The sequence below is a fragment of the Janthinobacterium sp. TB1-E2 genome, from assembly GCF_036885605.1.
In the GTDB taxonomy this organism is placed as follows: Bacteria; Pseudomonadota; Gammaproteobacteria; order Burkholderiales; family Burkholderiaceae_D; genus Janthinobacterium; species Janthinobacterium aestuarii.
Genome location: NZ_CP142523.1, coordinates 1,546,683 through 1,561,908 on the forward strand (window position 1 = coordinate 1,546,683; position 15,226 = coordinate 1,561,908).

Sequence of the window (15,226 nt, forward strand, 5' to 3'; positions counted from 1 at the left end):
AAAAGTTCTCCGCAGGGTTGTTTGGTGGGGAGTGCTTTCATCTGGTTGGGGAAATACAAGAAGATGGGCAGATGCCCATTTTTTTTTTGTTGAACCGTTTGTAATGGCGCCAGCAAGGCGCCATATATGACTTGAATGCGTGTTTTTGCATGGTGTCGGCGCTCATTGCGGCGCTGTTATGCCGAAAACGGGCCTTATTTCTGGAGAATTTTTTGCAGCAGTTGGGATTAATTGAAAAGACAGTTACAGGTCTGGGCTATGAGCTCGTTGATGTCGAACGTGCCGAGCGCGGGCTGCTGCGCGTCTTTATTGATTTCAGCGCCGCCGATGCCGCTGAAAAAGGTCCGATCACGGTCGAAGACTGTGCCACGGTGAGTCACCAGTTATCGCATGTGTTGACGGTAGAGAACGTTCCTTACGAGCGTCTCGAGATTTCTTCCCCGGGTCTCGATCGTCCGGTGCGCAAGCTGGAAGACTTTGTCCGTTTCGCAGGCCAGGAAATCATCGTCAAGCTGACTGTGGCGATGCCGGGTACGAACAACCGGAAATCGTTCCAGGGGATTCTGCAAGAACCCGTGGGCGATAAATTGTCGTTGGAATTTGAAGGTAAGGATGGTCCGGCGATGTTGGAGTTTACGCTCGCCGATGTGGATAAGGCACGCTTGGTGCCGCAGGTGGTTTTTAAGGGACGCAAAGCATGAGCCGCGAAGTTTTATTATTGGTTGACGCGCTGGCGCGCGAAAAAAACGTCGATAAAGATGTCGTCTTCGGCGCCCTCGAATTCGCGTTGGCGCAAGCCACGAAGAAACGGTATGAGGGTGAGGTAGACATCCGCGTTTCGATCGACCGCGAAACGGGCGAATTCGAATCGTTCCGCCGCTGGCACGTCGTGCCCGATGAAGCGGGCCTGCAATTGCCGGATCAAGAGATCCTGCATTTCGAGGCAAAAGAACAGATCGCCGATATCGAAGTCGATGACCATATCGAAGAACCGATCGAATCCGTCGAATTCGGCCGCCGTTTCGCCCAGGATACCAAACAGGTTGTCCTGCAGCGCGTACGTGACGCCGAACGCGAACAGATCCTGGTCGACTTCCTGGAACGCGGCGATTCGCTCGTCACCGGCACCATCAAGCGCATGGAACGCGGCGACGCCATCGTCGAATCGGGCAAGATCGAAGCGCGTCTGCCACGCGACCAGATGATCCCGAAAGAGAATCTGCGTATCGGCGACCGTGTGCGTGCCTTCATCTTGCGTATCGACCGCAACATGCGCGGCCCGCAAGTAATTCTGTCGCGCACCGCGCCGGAATTCATCATGAAGCTGTTCGAATTGGAAGTGCCGGAAATCGAGCAAGGCATGCTGGAGATCAAATCCGCAGCCCGCGATGCCGGCGTCCGCGCCAAGATCGCCGTCTACACGGCCGACAAGCGCATCGATCCGATCGGTACTTGCGTCGGCATGCGCGGTTCGCGCGTGCAGGCCGTGACCGGCGAACTCGGTGGCGAACGTGTCGACATCGTGCTGTGGTCGGAAGATCCGGCGCAGTTCGTCATCGGCGCCCTGGCGCCGGCGAACGTGTCGTCGATCATGGTCGATGAAGAAAAACACGCGATGGATGTCGTCGTGGACGAAGAAAACCTGGCAATCGCGATCGGCCGTTCCGGCCAGAACGTGCGCCTGGCCTCGGACCTGACCGGCTGGAAGATCAACATCATGACGGCCGAAGAATCGGCTGACAAAGCTGCCCAGGAAACGGCTGCCGTGCGCATCCTGTTCATGGAAAAGCTCGATGTCGACCAGGAAGTGGCCGATATTCTGGTGGAAGAAGGTTTCGCCAGTCTGGAAGAAATCGCTTACGTGCCAATTTCCGAAATGCTGGAAATCGAATCGTTTGACGAAGATACCGTCAATGAACTCCGTACCCGTGCGCGTGATGCGCTCGTGACCGAAGCGATTGCTTCGGAAGAGGGTCTGGAAGGCATGGACGAGGCGTTGGTGGGTCTGGAAGGCATGGACCGCATTACCGCCGGCAAGCTGGGTCTGGCTGGTATCAAGACCGTTGAAGCATTTGCAGCACTGGCATACGACGAATTTGGCGCAATCCTGGCCTTGTCTGCGGACCGTGCGCGTGAACTGATTACAAGTGAATTTAAAGATGTGACCGACGATGAGATGAAGTTGGTTGACTCGAAATACGACGATCGTGCCAAGGCGTTGCAAGCCAAGGCATGGAGTCTGGCCGAATCCGCAAAGGCTTAATTTGAGTATCTTTATCATCTCCGCGACACATAGAAAAGAGGACTGAATGGCGAGTAACAACGTAGCCCAATTTGCCACCGAACTGAAGATGCCTGCAGATTTGCTGCTGACGCAGCTGCGTTCTGCCGGCGTCGAGAAAAGTTCGACGTCAGATCCATTGTCGAAAGATGATAAGGACAAGCTTTTGGATCATCTGCGCCGCACACACGGCGCAGCGGCTGACACAGAAAAGAAAAAAATCACCGTGACCCGCAAGGAAACGACTGAAATCAAGCAAGCTGACGCCACCGGCAAATCGCGCACCATCCAGGTGGAAGTGCGCAAGAAACGCACTTTCGTCCAGCGTGACGAAGCTGCGCCGGTCGCGGCAGAACCGGTCGCGCCTGCCGCACCGGTGATCGATCCCGCCGACGTGGCGCGCCGTGAAGAAGAAGCCCGTAAACAGGCTGAACTGATCGCCCGCCAGGAAGCCGATCTGCGCGAAAAGCAAGAACGTCTGGCGAAGCTCGACGCGGAAAAAGAAGCCCAGGCGAAAGCCACGCAACAGGCTGAATTGGCTGCGAAGAAAGAAGCTGAAGCAGAAGCGAAGAAAGCGGCCGCCAAGGCTGCTGCCGCGCCTGCCGCCAGCGCCGCTGCGCCTGTCGTTGACGACGCCGCCGCCGAAGCGAAGAAAGCTGCTGCCGCTGAAGAAGCGAAGAAGAAAGCGGCTGCCGCTGCTGTCGCCGCCAAGGAAGCCGCTGACAAAGCGGAAGCCACCGAGCGTGCACGCAAGGCCGTTGCCGACGAAGTTGCCCAGATCAAGGCCATGATGAACGCGCCACGCCGCGCCATCAAGGCACCGGAACCCGTACCGGTTCCCGTCAAGCCGAAGGCGCCGGAAGGCACCCTGCACAAGCCTGCTGACAAGAAACCTGGCGACAAGCCGGGCGACAAGAAGCCTGCTGTTGCAGACAAAAAATCGATCAAGTCGGCCAATGTGTCGTCCACCTGGTCCGATGACGCGAAAAAACGCGGCACCACCGGTGGTCCGAAACCACGCGGCAATAGCGGCCCAGGCGGTCGTGACAGCTGGCGCGGTGGCGCGAAGGGCCGTCGCCCGACGCACCATGACGACCGTGAATCGAACTTCCAGGCTCCTACGGAAGCCGTCGTCAAGGACGTGCACGTACCGGAAACGATCACCGTGGCCGAACTGGCACACAAGATGTCCGTCAAGGCATCCGAAGTCATCAAGCATTTGATGAAATTGGGCCAGATGTGCACGATCAACCAGGTGCTGGACCAGGAAACCGCCATGATTCTGGTGGAAGAAATGGGCCACAAGGCGTTCGCCGCCGAACTGGACGATCCGGAAGCGCTGCTGGCCGATGTGGGCGAACACGCGCACTTCGAAACCAAGCCACGCGCACCGGTGGTCACCGTCATGGGTCACGTCGACCACGGCAAGACCTCGTTGCTCGATTACATCCGTCGCGCCAAGGTTGCCTCCGGCGAAGCCGGTGGCATTACGCAGCATATCGGCGCCTACCACGTCGATACGCCACGCGGCATGATCACCTTCCTCGACACCCCGGGCCACGAAGCGTTTACCGCGATGCGTGCCCGTGGCGCCAAGGCAACCGACATCGTCATTCTGGTGGTTGCCGCCGACGATGGCGTGATGCCGCAAACGAAAGAAGCGATTGCCCATGCGAAAGCAGCCGGCGTACCGCTGGTGGTGGCGATCAACAAGGTCGACAAGCCGGGTGGCAACGTTGACCGCGTGACGCAGGAACTGGTCGCAGAACAAGTCGTGCCGGAAGAATACGGTGGCGAATCGCCATTCGTGCCGGTGTCGGCGAAAACGGGTCAAGGTATCGACGACCTGCTGGAACAAGTGCTGTTGCAAGCCGAAGTGCTGGAACTGACGGCACCGGTCGATGCGCCTGCGCGCGGCCTGGTCGTCGAGGCGCGTCTGGACAAGGGCCGTGGTCCTGTCGCGACGATCCTGGTGCAGTCCGGTACACTGAAGCGCGGCGACGTGATTCTGGCTGGCTCTTCGTATGGCCGTGTTCGCGCCATGCTGGACGAGAACGGCAAGTCGATCGCTGAAGCCGGTCCTTCGATTCCGGTCGAAATCCAGGGTCTGACGGAAGTGCCGGTTGCCGGTGAAGAAGTCGTCGTCATGGCTGACGAGCGCAAAGCGCGTGAAATCGGTCTGTTCCGTCAAGGTAAGTTCCGCGACGTGAAACTGGCGAAACAGCAAGCTGCGAAACTGGAAAACATGTTCGACCAGATGGCCGAAGGCGAAGTGAAAAACTTGCCATTGATCATCAAAACCGACGTGCAAGGTTCGCAAGAAGCGCTGGTCGGTTCGCTGCAGAAACTGTCGACCTCCGAAGTGCGCGTACAAGTGGTTCACGCGGCCGTCGGCGGCATCACGGAATCGGACGTCAACCTGGCAGTCGCCTCGAAAGCGGTCATCATCGGCTTTAACGCCCGTGCTGATGCCCAGGCACGCAAGCTGGCCGAGTCGAATGGCGTGGACATTCGCTACTACAACATCATTTACGATGCGATCGACGAGATCAAGTCGGCGTTGTCGGGCATGTTGGCACCAGAGAAACGCGAAACCGTTATCGGCCAGGTCGAGATCCGCCAGGTTATCCTGGTCTCGAAAGTGGGCGCGATTGCCGGTTGCCTGGTCACCGATGGCGTGGTCAAGCGTGCTTCTTCCGTCCGCCTGTTGCGCAACAACATCGTGGTGTGGAGCGGCGAGATCGACTCCCTGAAACGCTTCAAGGACGATGCGAAAGAAGTGCGCGCCGGTCTGGAGTGCGGCCTGTCGCTGAAGAACTACAACGACATTCAGGTTGGCGACACGCTGGAAGTGTTCGAAGTCCAGGAAATCGCTCGTACCCTGTAATCACAGAAGCAATGGCGCGGACATAGTGATGTCCGCGCAAACACGTGGGGCGCATTGGTCAACGGGCAACCGTTTGACCCATGCGCCCTGCGGCACTTAGGACAGCATAAAATCATGGCTAAACATAGCAAAACCATGCCAGCGCGCGGCTTGCGCGTGGCCGACCAGATCCAGCGCGATCTGGCTGAAATCGTCGCCTACGAATTGAAGGATCCGCGCGTCGGCACGATGATCACCATCACCGAAGTGCAGATCACGCCCGATTACGCGCACGCCAAGGTGTTTTTCACGATGTTGAAAGACAGCAAGGAAGCCATCAAGAACACCACCGAAGGCTTGATGGCTGCGTCTGGCTTCATCCGCGGCCTGCTGGGCAAGCGCCTGCACATCCACACCCTGCCGATGCTGCATTTCGTGCACGACAGCTCGACCTCGCGCGGCATGGAAATGTCGCTGCTGATCGACAAGGCCAACGCCACGCGCGCGGCCGACGCCGAGCCGGATGCCAAACCAGAAGCGGACGAGCAATAACAGTGGCGGGTCCGAAGAAACCGCCCGGCATCAAGCGGGTGCGCGACCTGGTCGATGGCGTCTTGCTGTTGGATAAGCCTGTCGGCTGGTCCAGCAATGACGCCCTGATCAAGGCCAAGCGCGTCTTGAACGCGAAAAAGGCGGGCCATACGGGCACGCTGGATCCGTTCGCCACGGGCTTGCTGCCGCTGTGCTTTGGCGAAGCGACCAAGTTCTCGCAGGACTTGCTGGAAGCCGACAAAACCTACGAAACCCTGGTGCACCTGGGGCAGACGACGGATACGGGCGATACGGAAGGCGACGTGCTGGAAACGCGCGACGTCAACGTCACCGAAGAGCAGATCGAAGCCGTGCTGGCGCAGTTCCGCGGGCCTATCCTGCAGACGCCGCCCATGTACTCGGCCTTGAAACGGGACGGCAAGCCCCTATATGAGTATGCAAGGGCAGGCATCACCCTGGAGCGCGAAGCGCGCCCGGTGACCATCCACAAGCTCGAGTTCCTCGGCTATGAAGCCCCGTTCCTGAAATTGTCCGTGATGTGCAGCAAGGGCACGTATATCCGCGTGCTGGGCGAAGACATCGGCCATGCCCTCGGTTGCGGCGGCCATCTGAACGCCTTGCGCCGCACGCAGGTGGGCAACCTGACGCTTGACGGCGTCGTTACCCTGGATGAGTTGACGGCGCATGCCGCGCCGCTGAGCTTGCTGGCTCCCGTCGATGCCTTGCTGTCGAGTTTCCCGGCCGTCCAGCTGACGGAAGAATTGGCCAAGCGCTTCCTGCATGGCCAGCGCATCGCGCTGGGCAAAGAAGACGTCGTCGTGCCAGCCGAGCCGGGCAGGGTGCGCGTGTATCACGACAGCAAGCTGCTGGGCACGGGCCAGTTGCAGGAATACAGCATCCTGGCGCCGGAACGTCTCATTGCCACGGCGCACCAATAAGTCACGGCAACGTCACATTACCCAGCGACACTCTTGAACCAGTGTCGCTTTTTTAAACAAATCGTCCCCGACTGCAAGAGCCGCCAGCATTTTTAGATAGCGTTGCAACGCAACATGCTATACTACGCGGTTCCGGAAATAGATTAGCATTCGGGTATCTCGTACACCTTGTACGCACTCCGCAGTTTTTCAGTAACTACTACGACCATGTCAAATACAAAACGCGCAATTCGTAATATCGCCATTATCGCCCACGTTGACCACGGCAAAACCACGCTGGTGGATCAGCTGCTGCGCCAGTCCGGCACCTTCCGTGAAAACCAAGCGGTCGACACCCGAGTCATGGACTCGAACGACCTGGAAAAGGAGCGCGGCATTACGATTCTGTCGAAGAACTGCGCCGTTGAGTACGAAGGCACCCACATCAACATCGTCGACACCCCAGGCCACGCCGACTTCGGCGGCGAAGTGGAACGTGTTCTGTCGATGGTGGACTCGGTTCTGCTGCTGATCGATGCACAGGAAGGCCCGATGCCGCAAACCCGTTTCGTCACGCGTAAAGCGCTGGCACTGGGTCTGAAGCCTATCGTTATCGTCAACAAGATCGACCGTCCAGGCGCACGTCCGGACTGGGCCATCAACCAGACGTTCGAACTGTTCGACAAGCTGGGCGCTACCGACGAACAACTGGATTTCCCTATCATTTACGCTTCGGGCCTGAACGGCTATGCCGGTCTGACCGAAGACGTGCGCGGCGGCGACATGAAGCCGATGTTCGACGCCATCCTGGAACACGTTCCAGTACGCGACGACAATCCTGAAGGCCCGCTGCAAATGCAGATCACCTCGCTGGACTACTCGTCGTATGTCGGCAAGATCGGCATTGGCCGCGTCAACCGCGGTACCGTCAAAGTCGGCCAGGACGTGCTGGTCATCAATGGCCCAGGCGCGACCCCGATCAAAGGCCGCATCAACCAGGTGCTGAACTTCAAGGGCCTGGAGCGTGTGCTGGTTGACGAAGCCGTCGCCGGCGACATCTGCCTGATCAACGGTATTGACGAAATCGGCATCGGTTCGACCCTGTGCGCACTGGACACGCCTGAAGCGCTGCCGATGCTGACCGTCGACGAGCCGACCCTGACCATGAACTTCATGGTCAACAACTCGCCACTGGCTGGCCGCGAAGGCAAGTTCGTTACCTCGCGTCAACTGCGTGACCGTCTGGAAAAAGAATTGAAAGCCAACGTTGCTCTGCGCGTGGCACCAACCGATGACGACACGATCTTCGAAGTATCGGGCCGCGGCGAGCTGCACCTGACGATCCTGATCGAAAACATGCGTCGCGAAGGCTTCGAGCTGGCCGTATCGCGTCCACGCGTGGTCTTCAAAATGGTCGATGGCGTGCGCCACGAGCCGTTTGAAAACCTGTCCGTTGACGTTGAAGAAGTCAACCAGGGCGGCGTCATGGAAGAACTGGGCCGTCGTCGTGGCGACCTGCAAAACATGGAATCGGATGGCAAGGGCCGCGTGCGTCTCGAGTACCTGATCCCGGCGCGTGGCCTGATCGGCTTCCAGGGCGAATTCATGACCCTGACCCGCGGCACCGGCCTGATGAGCCACGTATTCCATGAATACGCGCCAGTCGACAACACCCGTGGCGAAATGGCCGGCCGTCGTAACGGCGTGCTGATCTCGCAAGATGACGGCGCTGCTGTTGCCTACGCTATCTGGAAACTGCAAGACCGCGGCCGCATGTTCGTGTCGCACAATGACCCAGTGTACGAAGGCATGGTCATCGGTATCCACTCGCGCGACAACGACCTGGTCGTCAACCCGATCAAGGGCAAGCAGCTGACCAACGTGCGTTCGTCGGGTACCGACGAAGCGGTGCGCCTGGTACCGCCAATCCAGATGTCGCTGGAATACGCAGTCGAATTCATCGAGGACGACGAACTGGTGGAAATCACGCCTAAATCGATCCGTCTGCGCAAGCGCTTCCTGAAAGAGCACGAGCGTAAAAAAGCGTCGCGTGATTCGTAATCTGTTGTAGAGCATGGCCTGCGGGCCATGCCGCGCTCAAGCCCGTTGCTCCGCCTTTCCTTCACCGGTGAGGCGCGCAGCGGGTTTGTCATTTGCAGCTCCTGTTTTTTTGTAGACACCATGACTTCCACTTCTTTGCCTTCCCGCCGCCTGTCCGTCGCCCCGATGATGGACTGGACCGACCGCCATTGCCGCAAGTTCCACCGCGAAATCACGCGCCATACCTGGCTCTACACCGAGATGGTGACGACGGGCGCGCTGGTCTACGGCGACGTGGAGCGCCATTTGCGCTTCAATGAGGAGGAACATCCGGTCGCGCTGCAGCTGGGCGGCAGCGATCCGAAGGACCTGGCCACGAGCGCCAAGCTGGGCGAGCAGTGGGGCTACGACGAGGTTAACCTGAACTGCGGCTGCCCGTCCGAGCGCGTGCAAAAGGGCGCGTTTGGCGCCTGCCTGATGGCCGAGCCGCAACTGGTGGCCGACTGCGTGAAAGCCATGCGCGACGTGGTCGACATCGACGTCACGGTCAAACACCGCATCGGCATCGATGACAGCGAGTCGTACGACTTCGTGCGCGACTTCGTCGGCACCGTGGCCGACGCCGGCTGCAAGACGTTTATCGTGCATGCGCGCAATGCCATCCTGAAAGGCCTGAGCCCGAAGGAAAACCGCGAAGTGCCGCCCCTGAAATACGATTATGCCTACCGCCTGAAGCGCGACTTCCCCCAGTTCGAATTCATCATCAATGGCGGCATCAAGACGCTCGATGAAATTGACCTGCACCTGCAGCACCTGGACGGCGTGATGCTGGGCCGCGAGGCGTATCACAATCCGTACGTGATGGCGCAGTTCGACCAGCGCTATTACGGCGACGATGCGCCTGTCAAAACGCGCGAACAAGTGCTCGAAGCGATGATTCCGTATATCAGCGCGCAGCTGGAAAAAGAAGCGGGGAGATTGAAGCTGAACAGCGTCACGCGCCACATGCTGGGCCTGATGCAAAACTTGCCTGGTGCGCGCGGCTTCCGTCAGACGCTGTCCGATTCCAAGAAGCTGGCCTCGGGCGACCCGCGTTTGCTGCTGGAAGCGGCGGCGCGTTTGTCCTTGCCTGCCTAATGGACGATTTCCAAGGCCATGCGCGGCACATCGACGGCTACCTGCAAGCCGTCAGCGCGCTCAAGGATGACGGCAGCGACTTGCTCTGCACGTATCTGGGGCCCGCCGCGCCGCAAGCATCGTTCGATGCCCTGTGCCGCGCACTGGATGTGACACCCGATGGCTTGCGCCTGCAGCCGCTCGAAACGGTCGTGTGCAGCGGCGTCTTGTGCACGCCGCGCCAGTGGCTGCTCGAGCGCCTCCATCCGACGAGCGAGGCGGACCGCCAGCCGCTCGACGCACGTTTATATGACGGTTTCGAGCGCGAACTGGCCGAACTGCTGGGCAGCGAGCCGCACTGGTATCAACTGGTATCGTCTGGCCAGCGCAACCTGGCCGGTCAATTGGGCGCCATCTGGAGCGTCTTTGTCTTCGGCACAGAGTGCCACACCTATGTGATGCATTGCAGCTGGGACAGCTGAGCCAACTTGTCTATACCGGTGCCGCTGCGCACTGGTATTGTCCGCACTTCCCCTTCCTCTGAGTACCTCTCCCAAAACGATGCAATATGGCTACGCCATGTGTTGTAAATGCGCTGTTTCGGCGCATGCCCGCACTGTCGTGGGGCATTTCTAAGAGGCAAGAAACGGCGTTGTTGCCATTTCCCCGAAGAAAGTTAATCAGCCATTTATTCGGGTACATATTGCTTGCTTTGAGGCAAAATTTACACCTATAATTGATTATAGACAAATATTTCTCATATGAATGTTTGATGTTGATCTCACATCAACGGTGTCAAAAATTCAGCGTGCGGAGCAAGTTTGCATTCGCAGTCACTGGCATTTCCAGGGCTGCTGAAAGACCAGGAAGTACCCCGGGCTGCGTGCGGCCGGATACCGCCAGCATACCAATGGGTAAGGGCGGACACCGGTGTTGCGCAGCCTTCGTCTTGTCGTGCCGGGCAAAAATCCTTATCAATAGTTTCATTTACGAAGAGCCGAAATGAATTTAGCAAAAATGAAGGTTGGTACCCGCCTGGGCCTGGGTTTCGCCCTGGTACTGGTTCTGCTGGTGGCCGTGACCGTCCTCGGCATCGCGCGCATGGCGCAAATCCAGGAGCGTCTCGATCACGTGATCAATGTCAACAACGTCGTCACCCGCCTCGTGATCGACATGCGTGGCAACGTCAGCGACCGCATCACCTCGCTGCGCATCCTGACCCTGATGACCGACGCGGGCGATATGGAGCCGGAAATGGCGCGTATCAAGACGCAGACGAGCACCTATCAGGAAACGCAGAAGAAGCTCGAAGAGAAATTCGCCGTCGAGTCGACTCCTGAAGAAAAAGCGCTGCTGACCTCGATCAAGGAATACGAAGCGGCCGCCATGCCGGCCATCGCCAAGGCCTCCGCGCTGTGGATGGCCAACGATGCGGAAGGCGCCACGCGCGTGATGATCAAGGAAATCCGTCCGGTACAGAAAAAATGGATGGAAGCGCTGGAACAACTGGCCGTGCTGGAAGACAAGCTCAACGAGCAGATGCAATCGGATGCCCGCAAGGCCTTCGACAGCGCGCGCCTGTTCATGATCATCCTCGGCGTACTGGCCGTGGCGATGGGCGTGGCGGCGGCACTGGTGATTACCCGCGGCTTGCTGAAACAGCTGGGCGGCGAGCCGGACTACACGGCATCGATCGCCGGCAGCATCGCCAATGGCGACTTGTCGATCGGCATCCACACGCAGCCTTCCGATACGTCCAGCCTGCTGGCGGAAATGAAGGAAATGCGCAACAGCCTGGTGGGCATCGTCGGCCAGGTGCGCGTCGGTACGGAAACCATCGGCACGGCCTCGCGTGAAATTGCCGACGGCAATATCGACCTGTCGTCGCGCACGGAAATGCAAGCCAGCGCGCTGGAAAAAACGGCCTCGGCCATGGAAGAGTTGACCTCGACCGTGAAACAGAATGCGGACAATGCGCGCGAAGCCAACAAGCTGGCCGCCACCGCTTCGGATGTCGCCATCAAGGGCGGCTCCGTGGTGTCGCAAGTGGTTGACACCATGAGCTCGATCAACGAGTCGGCGAAGAAGATTGTCGACATCATTGGCGTGATCGATGGCATCGCCTTCCAGACCAACATCCTGGCGCTGAACGCTGCCGTGGAAGCGGCACGTGCCGGCGAGCAAGGCCGCGGTTTTGCCGTGGTGGCGTCGGAAGTGCGCAACCTGGCCCAGCGTTCCGCCGGCGCCGCGAAGGAAATCAAGATCCTCATCGACGATTCGGCCGAGAAGACGGAACGCGGTACGCGTCTGGTCGGCCAGGCTGGCGTAACGATGGGTGAAGTGGTCGACAGCGTGCGCCGCGTGACCGACATCATGAGCGAGATCGCCAGTGCCAGCCAGGAACAAAGCGCTGGCATCGAACAGGTCAATCTGTCGATTATCGAGATGGATGGCATGACGCAGCAAAATGCGGCCCTGGTGGAGCAGGCCGCCGCCGCGGCGCAAAGCTTGCAGGACCAGGCGGCCGAACTGGCCCACGTGGTCAGCATCTTCAAACTGGTCGAAGGCGAAGAGAAACCGGCGGCGTATGTGCCGGCACCGGTAGCGGTCGCTGCGGCACCGGTGGCCGTGCGCAAGCCGGCACCGGCATTGCGCCCGGTGAAGTCGCTGACGCGCAAGACGGAAGCGGCCGCTCCCGTGGCTCCAGCGCCACGCAAGGCGGCAGGCGCGGGCAGCAATGACGAGTGGGAAGAGTTTTAAGCGCGGCCAACAGCGCACAGGAAATGGTAACTACCGTATTTGATAATAATCATGGGGAAGCACATGTTTGAGAATAAGCGTTTGATGAGTGTTGCAGCAGCCTTGCTGGTGTCCGTTTCTTCCGCCGCCTTCGCGGCCGAGGTGCCGGCGTCGTTCGATGCCAAGAACTGCAAGGCCGACTATCCGAAAGCCTCGCTGATGAACGAAGAGCAGGGCACCGTGTCGATGTCCTTCCTGGTCAATGCCGATGGTAGCGTTGCCGATTCGAAAGTCGAGAAGAGCAGCGGCTTCAAGAACCTGGACAAGGCCGCCATCAAGGCCCTGTCCGCATGCAAGTTCAAGCCGGGCACCAAGGATGGCGCCGCAGCGCAAACCTGGACCAAGGTCGATTACGCCTGGAAGCTGGACTGATCCACGTATCGCCGGGAGCCAGGCTCCCGGCATGGCCGTATCCGCTACGGGCGGCGCCTGCAAGGGTGCCGCCCGTACTGTTATGTGCGTCAGCCAACGGCACTGTTGCCGCCGATTCTGTTACCCTCGAAACATATCTTCGGGATCTCCCACCACAAGAGGCCTATCATGCAGCGCATCCTGACACTTTCCTCCCTGGCCGCCACCGGTTTGCTGCTTTCCGCCTGCGCCTCGCTGGGCACGCCCGTGGGCTTGCAGCCGGGGCAGACCGTGGCCGTCGTCAATAGCCTGAGCTGGGACAATCCCCTGACGGGCAAGCGCGACGGCGTGCGCACGAGCTGGCCCATCAAGAATGGCAAGATTGCCCCTGAGTATTTCCCGCTGGCGCAGCTGAAGCAATGCGAGGCCGGCGGCAAGCCTTGCGCCTGGGGCGTGATGCGGGCGCAGCGCGGCGCGCCCACGCTCAGCTATGCGGACGGCGGCGTCGACCTGGCCGTGAATGTATCGATCGACGTGGCGCGGCGCCAGGATGCGCGCCAGGGCGAGACGCAAACGGCGATGGCGATTCCCCAGGACGTGGCCGCGCTGGAAGGCCGGCAACAGGTGCAACCCAGCTGGAAATTGAAGTATGGCAAGGTCGAGCAGGTCGAGCTCGACTATGGCGTGCGCTACCAGGTGTGCGTGCAGCGCTACGATGCGGCCGGCAAGGCCATCGACACGTGCGCGATTCCATTTATTTGAGGAAACATGCGGTGTAGGCCGCTTGTGGCGCGATTGCCACATTTCATGTTGCGGCGTGCGTCGGGGTGTAACAATCGGTAAAAGCGCAGCAAAGCTCCGCGTAATTTCTTATAGTGCTTAATTAAGTAGTACACATTAGGAGAATTGCGATGAAAACCCTGTTGGCAGTAATTTCGCTGGCCGCCTTGGGTGGCTGCGCCGTGGCGCCCCCCGGTCCTGCGTATTACGGTTCGCGCGCGCCGCAGGGGGCCTACAATCCCTATGAATGGCATACGGTCTCGTCCGAGCCGGTGCAGTCGGGCCGCGTGATGAGCGCGCCGCGCGTGGAATATACGAATGAGCCCGTGTATGTGCAGCAACAGCCTGTCTACGTTCAGCAGCCCGTGTATGTGCCGGCGCCCGTGTACGCACCGCAACCGTATTATTACAATCCGCCCGTGACGATCGGGCTGGACTTCATGTTTGGCTTTGGGCGCTACGGTGGACACCGCGGCGGCTGGGGCGGGCATGGCCGCTACCATGGCCGCCGCTAGTCTATTGCGGTAGGCAGGACAAAGCCGGACAAGCATTGCTTGCCCGGCTATTTCATTTTATTAGTGGAAATACACGGCCGTCTGGTGCAGCACGTCCGCCGAGCACAGGATGTACATCGCCGCCGCTGCCAGACCTATTTGCAAGGCGCCAAAGCTGATCGGGATGAGGCGGGACATGTCGTACTCCTGAGTGGAATGAGGTGTGTTGTCAGGCTTTCATCATAGGATGAGTTGATGCCTTTGGGCATCGGATGAATGTCCGCCACGATGTAGGACAACACCTCGCGCCTGGCGCCCCGCCTCGCTTTCCGGGCGTCTAGCGGTTTTTCCAGCGCAGGACCGGCTCTTCCGGCGCCGTGTCCGGCACGTTCGAAATCGTCAGCCAGTGCGTCAGGCGTTCCGGGTGCTTGAGATTGATGCCCATGCCATCGATGATGCCCACCTGTTCCAGCATGCGCGCATCGATTTTCGCCTTCGACACCGTGGGCGCGCCCATGACCATGCGGTCATATGCCTTGCGCGCCTTGTGTTCCCACTTGTGCAGATTGCTTTCGTCGAAGCGGTTCGCTTCGAAATACACGGTCAGGGTGCCATCGAGGTTGCCGAAGCCGACAATGCCCGCGCCCTTGCGGATGGTGGTGTTGTTGCTGATGTCGAATTCTGCCGTGGGCACGAAAATGCCGGCGCGGCCATCGATGTCGGGACGTCCCACGGGCGTTTCCTTGCCGTAGGAACTCGTTTCGGTAATGGTTTTTTCTGCAGACATGGTGCGTGTGCGGTGGCCGTGCCGGGAGCGCAATCGGGCCCGGTGGTGCCAGCCTTCCTGTTCAATAAATGCGTGCTGATGATCAGGGCGGGGTAGGGGCCCTGGCGGAGCGATGCTTGGCATTGCTTGATACCCTGCTATTGTAGCGCTAGTTTAATTCTTTTGGGCAACATTCCTTGATGTAATGCACCTATTTTTTTCATGAAAAATGCCGCCGGGCCATGTGGCCGGGCGGCATTTGTA

The 15,226-nt window shown here is 59.4% G+C and carries 13 protein-coding genes; 12 read left to right on the forward strand and 1 reads right to left on the reverse strand.

Going from position 1 to position 15,226, the window contains the following annotated elements; all coding sequences use genetic code 11:
• The first annotated feature begins 212 nt into the window (after positions 1-212).
• From rimP to OPV09_RS06990, 12 genes are all read left to right on the forward strand, one after another.
• Positions 213-701 carry a ribosome maturation factor RimP gene (gene rimP / locus OPV09_RS06935; protein ID WP_034760462.1) on the forward strand — a complete coding sequence of 163 codons (489 nt, stop codon included), beginning with the start codon at positions 213-215 and terminating at the stop codon, positions 699-701.
• Positions 698-2,263, forward strand: coding sequence for a transcription termination factor NusA (gene nusA, locus OPV09_RS06940; protein WP_034760148.1), 1,566 nt, complete (start codon positions 698-700; stop codon positions 2,261-2,263). Before rimP ends, nusA begins: the two co-directional genes overlap by 4 nt.
• Positions 2,264-2,309: 46 nt before the next feature.
• Positions 2,310-5,168 (forward strand): translation initiation factor IF-2, encoded by a 2,859-nt coding sequence (gene infB / locus OPV09_RS06945; protein WP_034760145.1) that lies wholly within the window; start codon positions 2,310-2,312, stop codon positions 5,166-5,168.
• Between the two features lie 114 nt (positions 5,169-5,282).
• Entirely contained in the window at positions 5,283-5,699 is a 417-nt protein-coding gene (gene rbfA / locus OPV09_RS06950; protein ID WP_034760142.1) for a 30S ribosome-binding factor RbfA, read from the forward strand.
• Positions 5,700-5,701: 2 nt separating this feature from the next.
• On the forward strand, positions 5,702-6,637 hold the full coding sequence (truB, locus tag OPV09_RS06955; protein WP_338680946.1) for a tRNA pseudouridine(55) synthase TruB: 936 nt from the start codon (positions 5,702-5,704) through the stop codon (positions 6,635-6,637).
• Positions 6,638-6,844: 207 nt separating this feature from the next.
• Entirely contained in the window at positions 6,845-8,677 is a 1,833-nt protein-coding gene (gene typA, locus OPV09_RS06960) for a translational GTPase TypA (protein WP_034760139.1), read from the forward strand.
• A 120-nt stretch (positions 8,678-8,797) separates the two neighbouring features.
• Complete coding sequence (gene dusA / locus OPV09_RS06965) at positions 8,798-9,793, forward strand: tRNA dihydrouridine(20/20a) synthase DusA (protein WP_338680947.1); 996 nt, start codon at positions 8,798-8,800, stop codon at positions 9,791-9,793.
• Entirely contained in the window at positions 9,793-10,254 is a 462-nt protein-coding gene (locus OPV09_RS06970) for a hypothetical protein (protein ID WP_338680948.1), read from the forward strand. Before dusA ends, OPV09_RS06970 begins: the two co-directional genes overlap by 1 nt.
• Positions 10,255-10,789: 535 nt before the next feature.
• Entirely contained in the window at positions 10,790-12,532 is a 1,743-nt protein-coding gene (locus tag OPV09_RS06975) for a methyl-accepting chemotaxis protein (protein ID WP_219329575.1), read from the forward strand.
• Positions 12,533-12,595: 63 nt separating this feature from the next.
• A complete protein-coding gene (locus OPV09_RS06980; RefSeq protein ID WP_034760455.1) occupies positions 12,596-12,943 on the forward strand; it encodes an energy transducer TonB in 348 nt (115 codons plus the stop codon).
• Positions 12,944-13,111: 168 nt separating this feature from the next.
• Entirely contained in the window at positions 13,112-13,684 is a 573-nt protein-coding gene (locus OPV09_RS06985) for a hypothetical protein (RefSeq protein ID WP_338680949.1), read from the forward strand.
• A gap of 149 nt (positions 13,685-13,833) precedes the next feature.
• Entirely contained in the window at positions 13,834-14,217 is a 384-nt protein-coding gene (locus OPV09_RS06990; RefSeq protein ID WP_034782540.1) for a hypothetical protein, read from the forward strand.
• 316 nt (positions 14,218-14,533) lie between these two features.
• On the opposite strand, the gene OPV09_RS06995 is transcribed toward OPV09_RS06990, so the two are convergent.
• Complete coding sequence (locus OPV09_RS06995) at positions 14,534-14,983, reverse strand: hypothetical protein (protein ID WP_128140430.1); 450 nt, start codon at positions 14,981-14,983, stop codon at positions 14,534-14,536.
• Between the last annotated feature and the right edge of the window lie 243 nt (positions 14,984-15,226).

Bases quoted from the DNA above. Each gene is read 5' to 3' on its own strand.
- OPV09_RS06985 (WP_338680949.1), top strand. From the start codon at position 13,112: ATGCAGCGCATCCTGACACTTTCCTCCCTGGCCGCCACCGGTTTGCTG.
- OPV09_RS06995 (WP_128140430.1), bottom strand. From the start codon at position 14,983: ATGTCTGCAGAAAAAACCATTACCGAAACGAGTTCCTACGGCAAGGAA.
- rbfA (WP_034760142.1), top strand. From the start codon at position 5,283: ATGGCTAAACATAGCAAAACCATGCCAGCGCGCGGCTTGCGCGTGGCC.
- nusA (WP_034760148.1), top strand. From the start codon at position 698: ATGAGCCGCGAAGTTTTATTATTGGTTGACGCGCTGGCGCGCGAAAAA.
- OPV09_RS06990 (WP_034782540.1), top strand. From the start codon at position 13,834: ATGAAAACCCTGTTGGCAGTAATTTCGCTGGCCGCCTTGGGTGGCTGC.
- OPV09_RS06980 (WP_034760455.1), top strand. From the start codon at position 12,596: ATGTTTGAGAATAAGCGTTTGATGAGTGTTGCAGCAGCCTTGCTGGTG.
- dusA (WP_338680947.1), top strand. From the start codon at position 8,798: ATGACTTCCACTTCTTTGCCTTCCCGCCGCCTGTCCGTCGCCCCGATG.
- OPV09_RS06975 (WP_219329575.1), top strand. From the start codon at position 10,790: ATGAAGGTTGGTACCCGCCTGGGCCTGGGTTTCGCCCTGGTACTGGTT.
- typA (WP_034760139.1), top strand. From the start codon at position 6,845: ATGTCAAATACAAAACGCGCAATTCGTAATATCGCCATTATCGCCCAC.
- OPV09_RS06970 (WP_338680948.1), top strand. From the start codon at position 9,793: ATGGACGATTTCCAAGGCCATGCGCGGCACATCGACGGCTACCTGCAA.
- infB (WP_034760145.1), top strand. From the start codon at position 2,310: ATGGCGAGTAACAACGTAGCCCAATTTGCCACCGAACTGAAGATGCCT.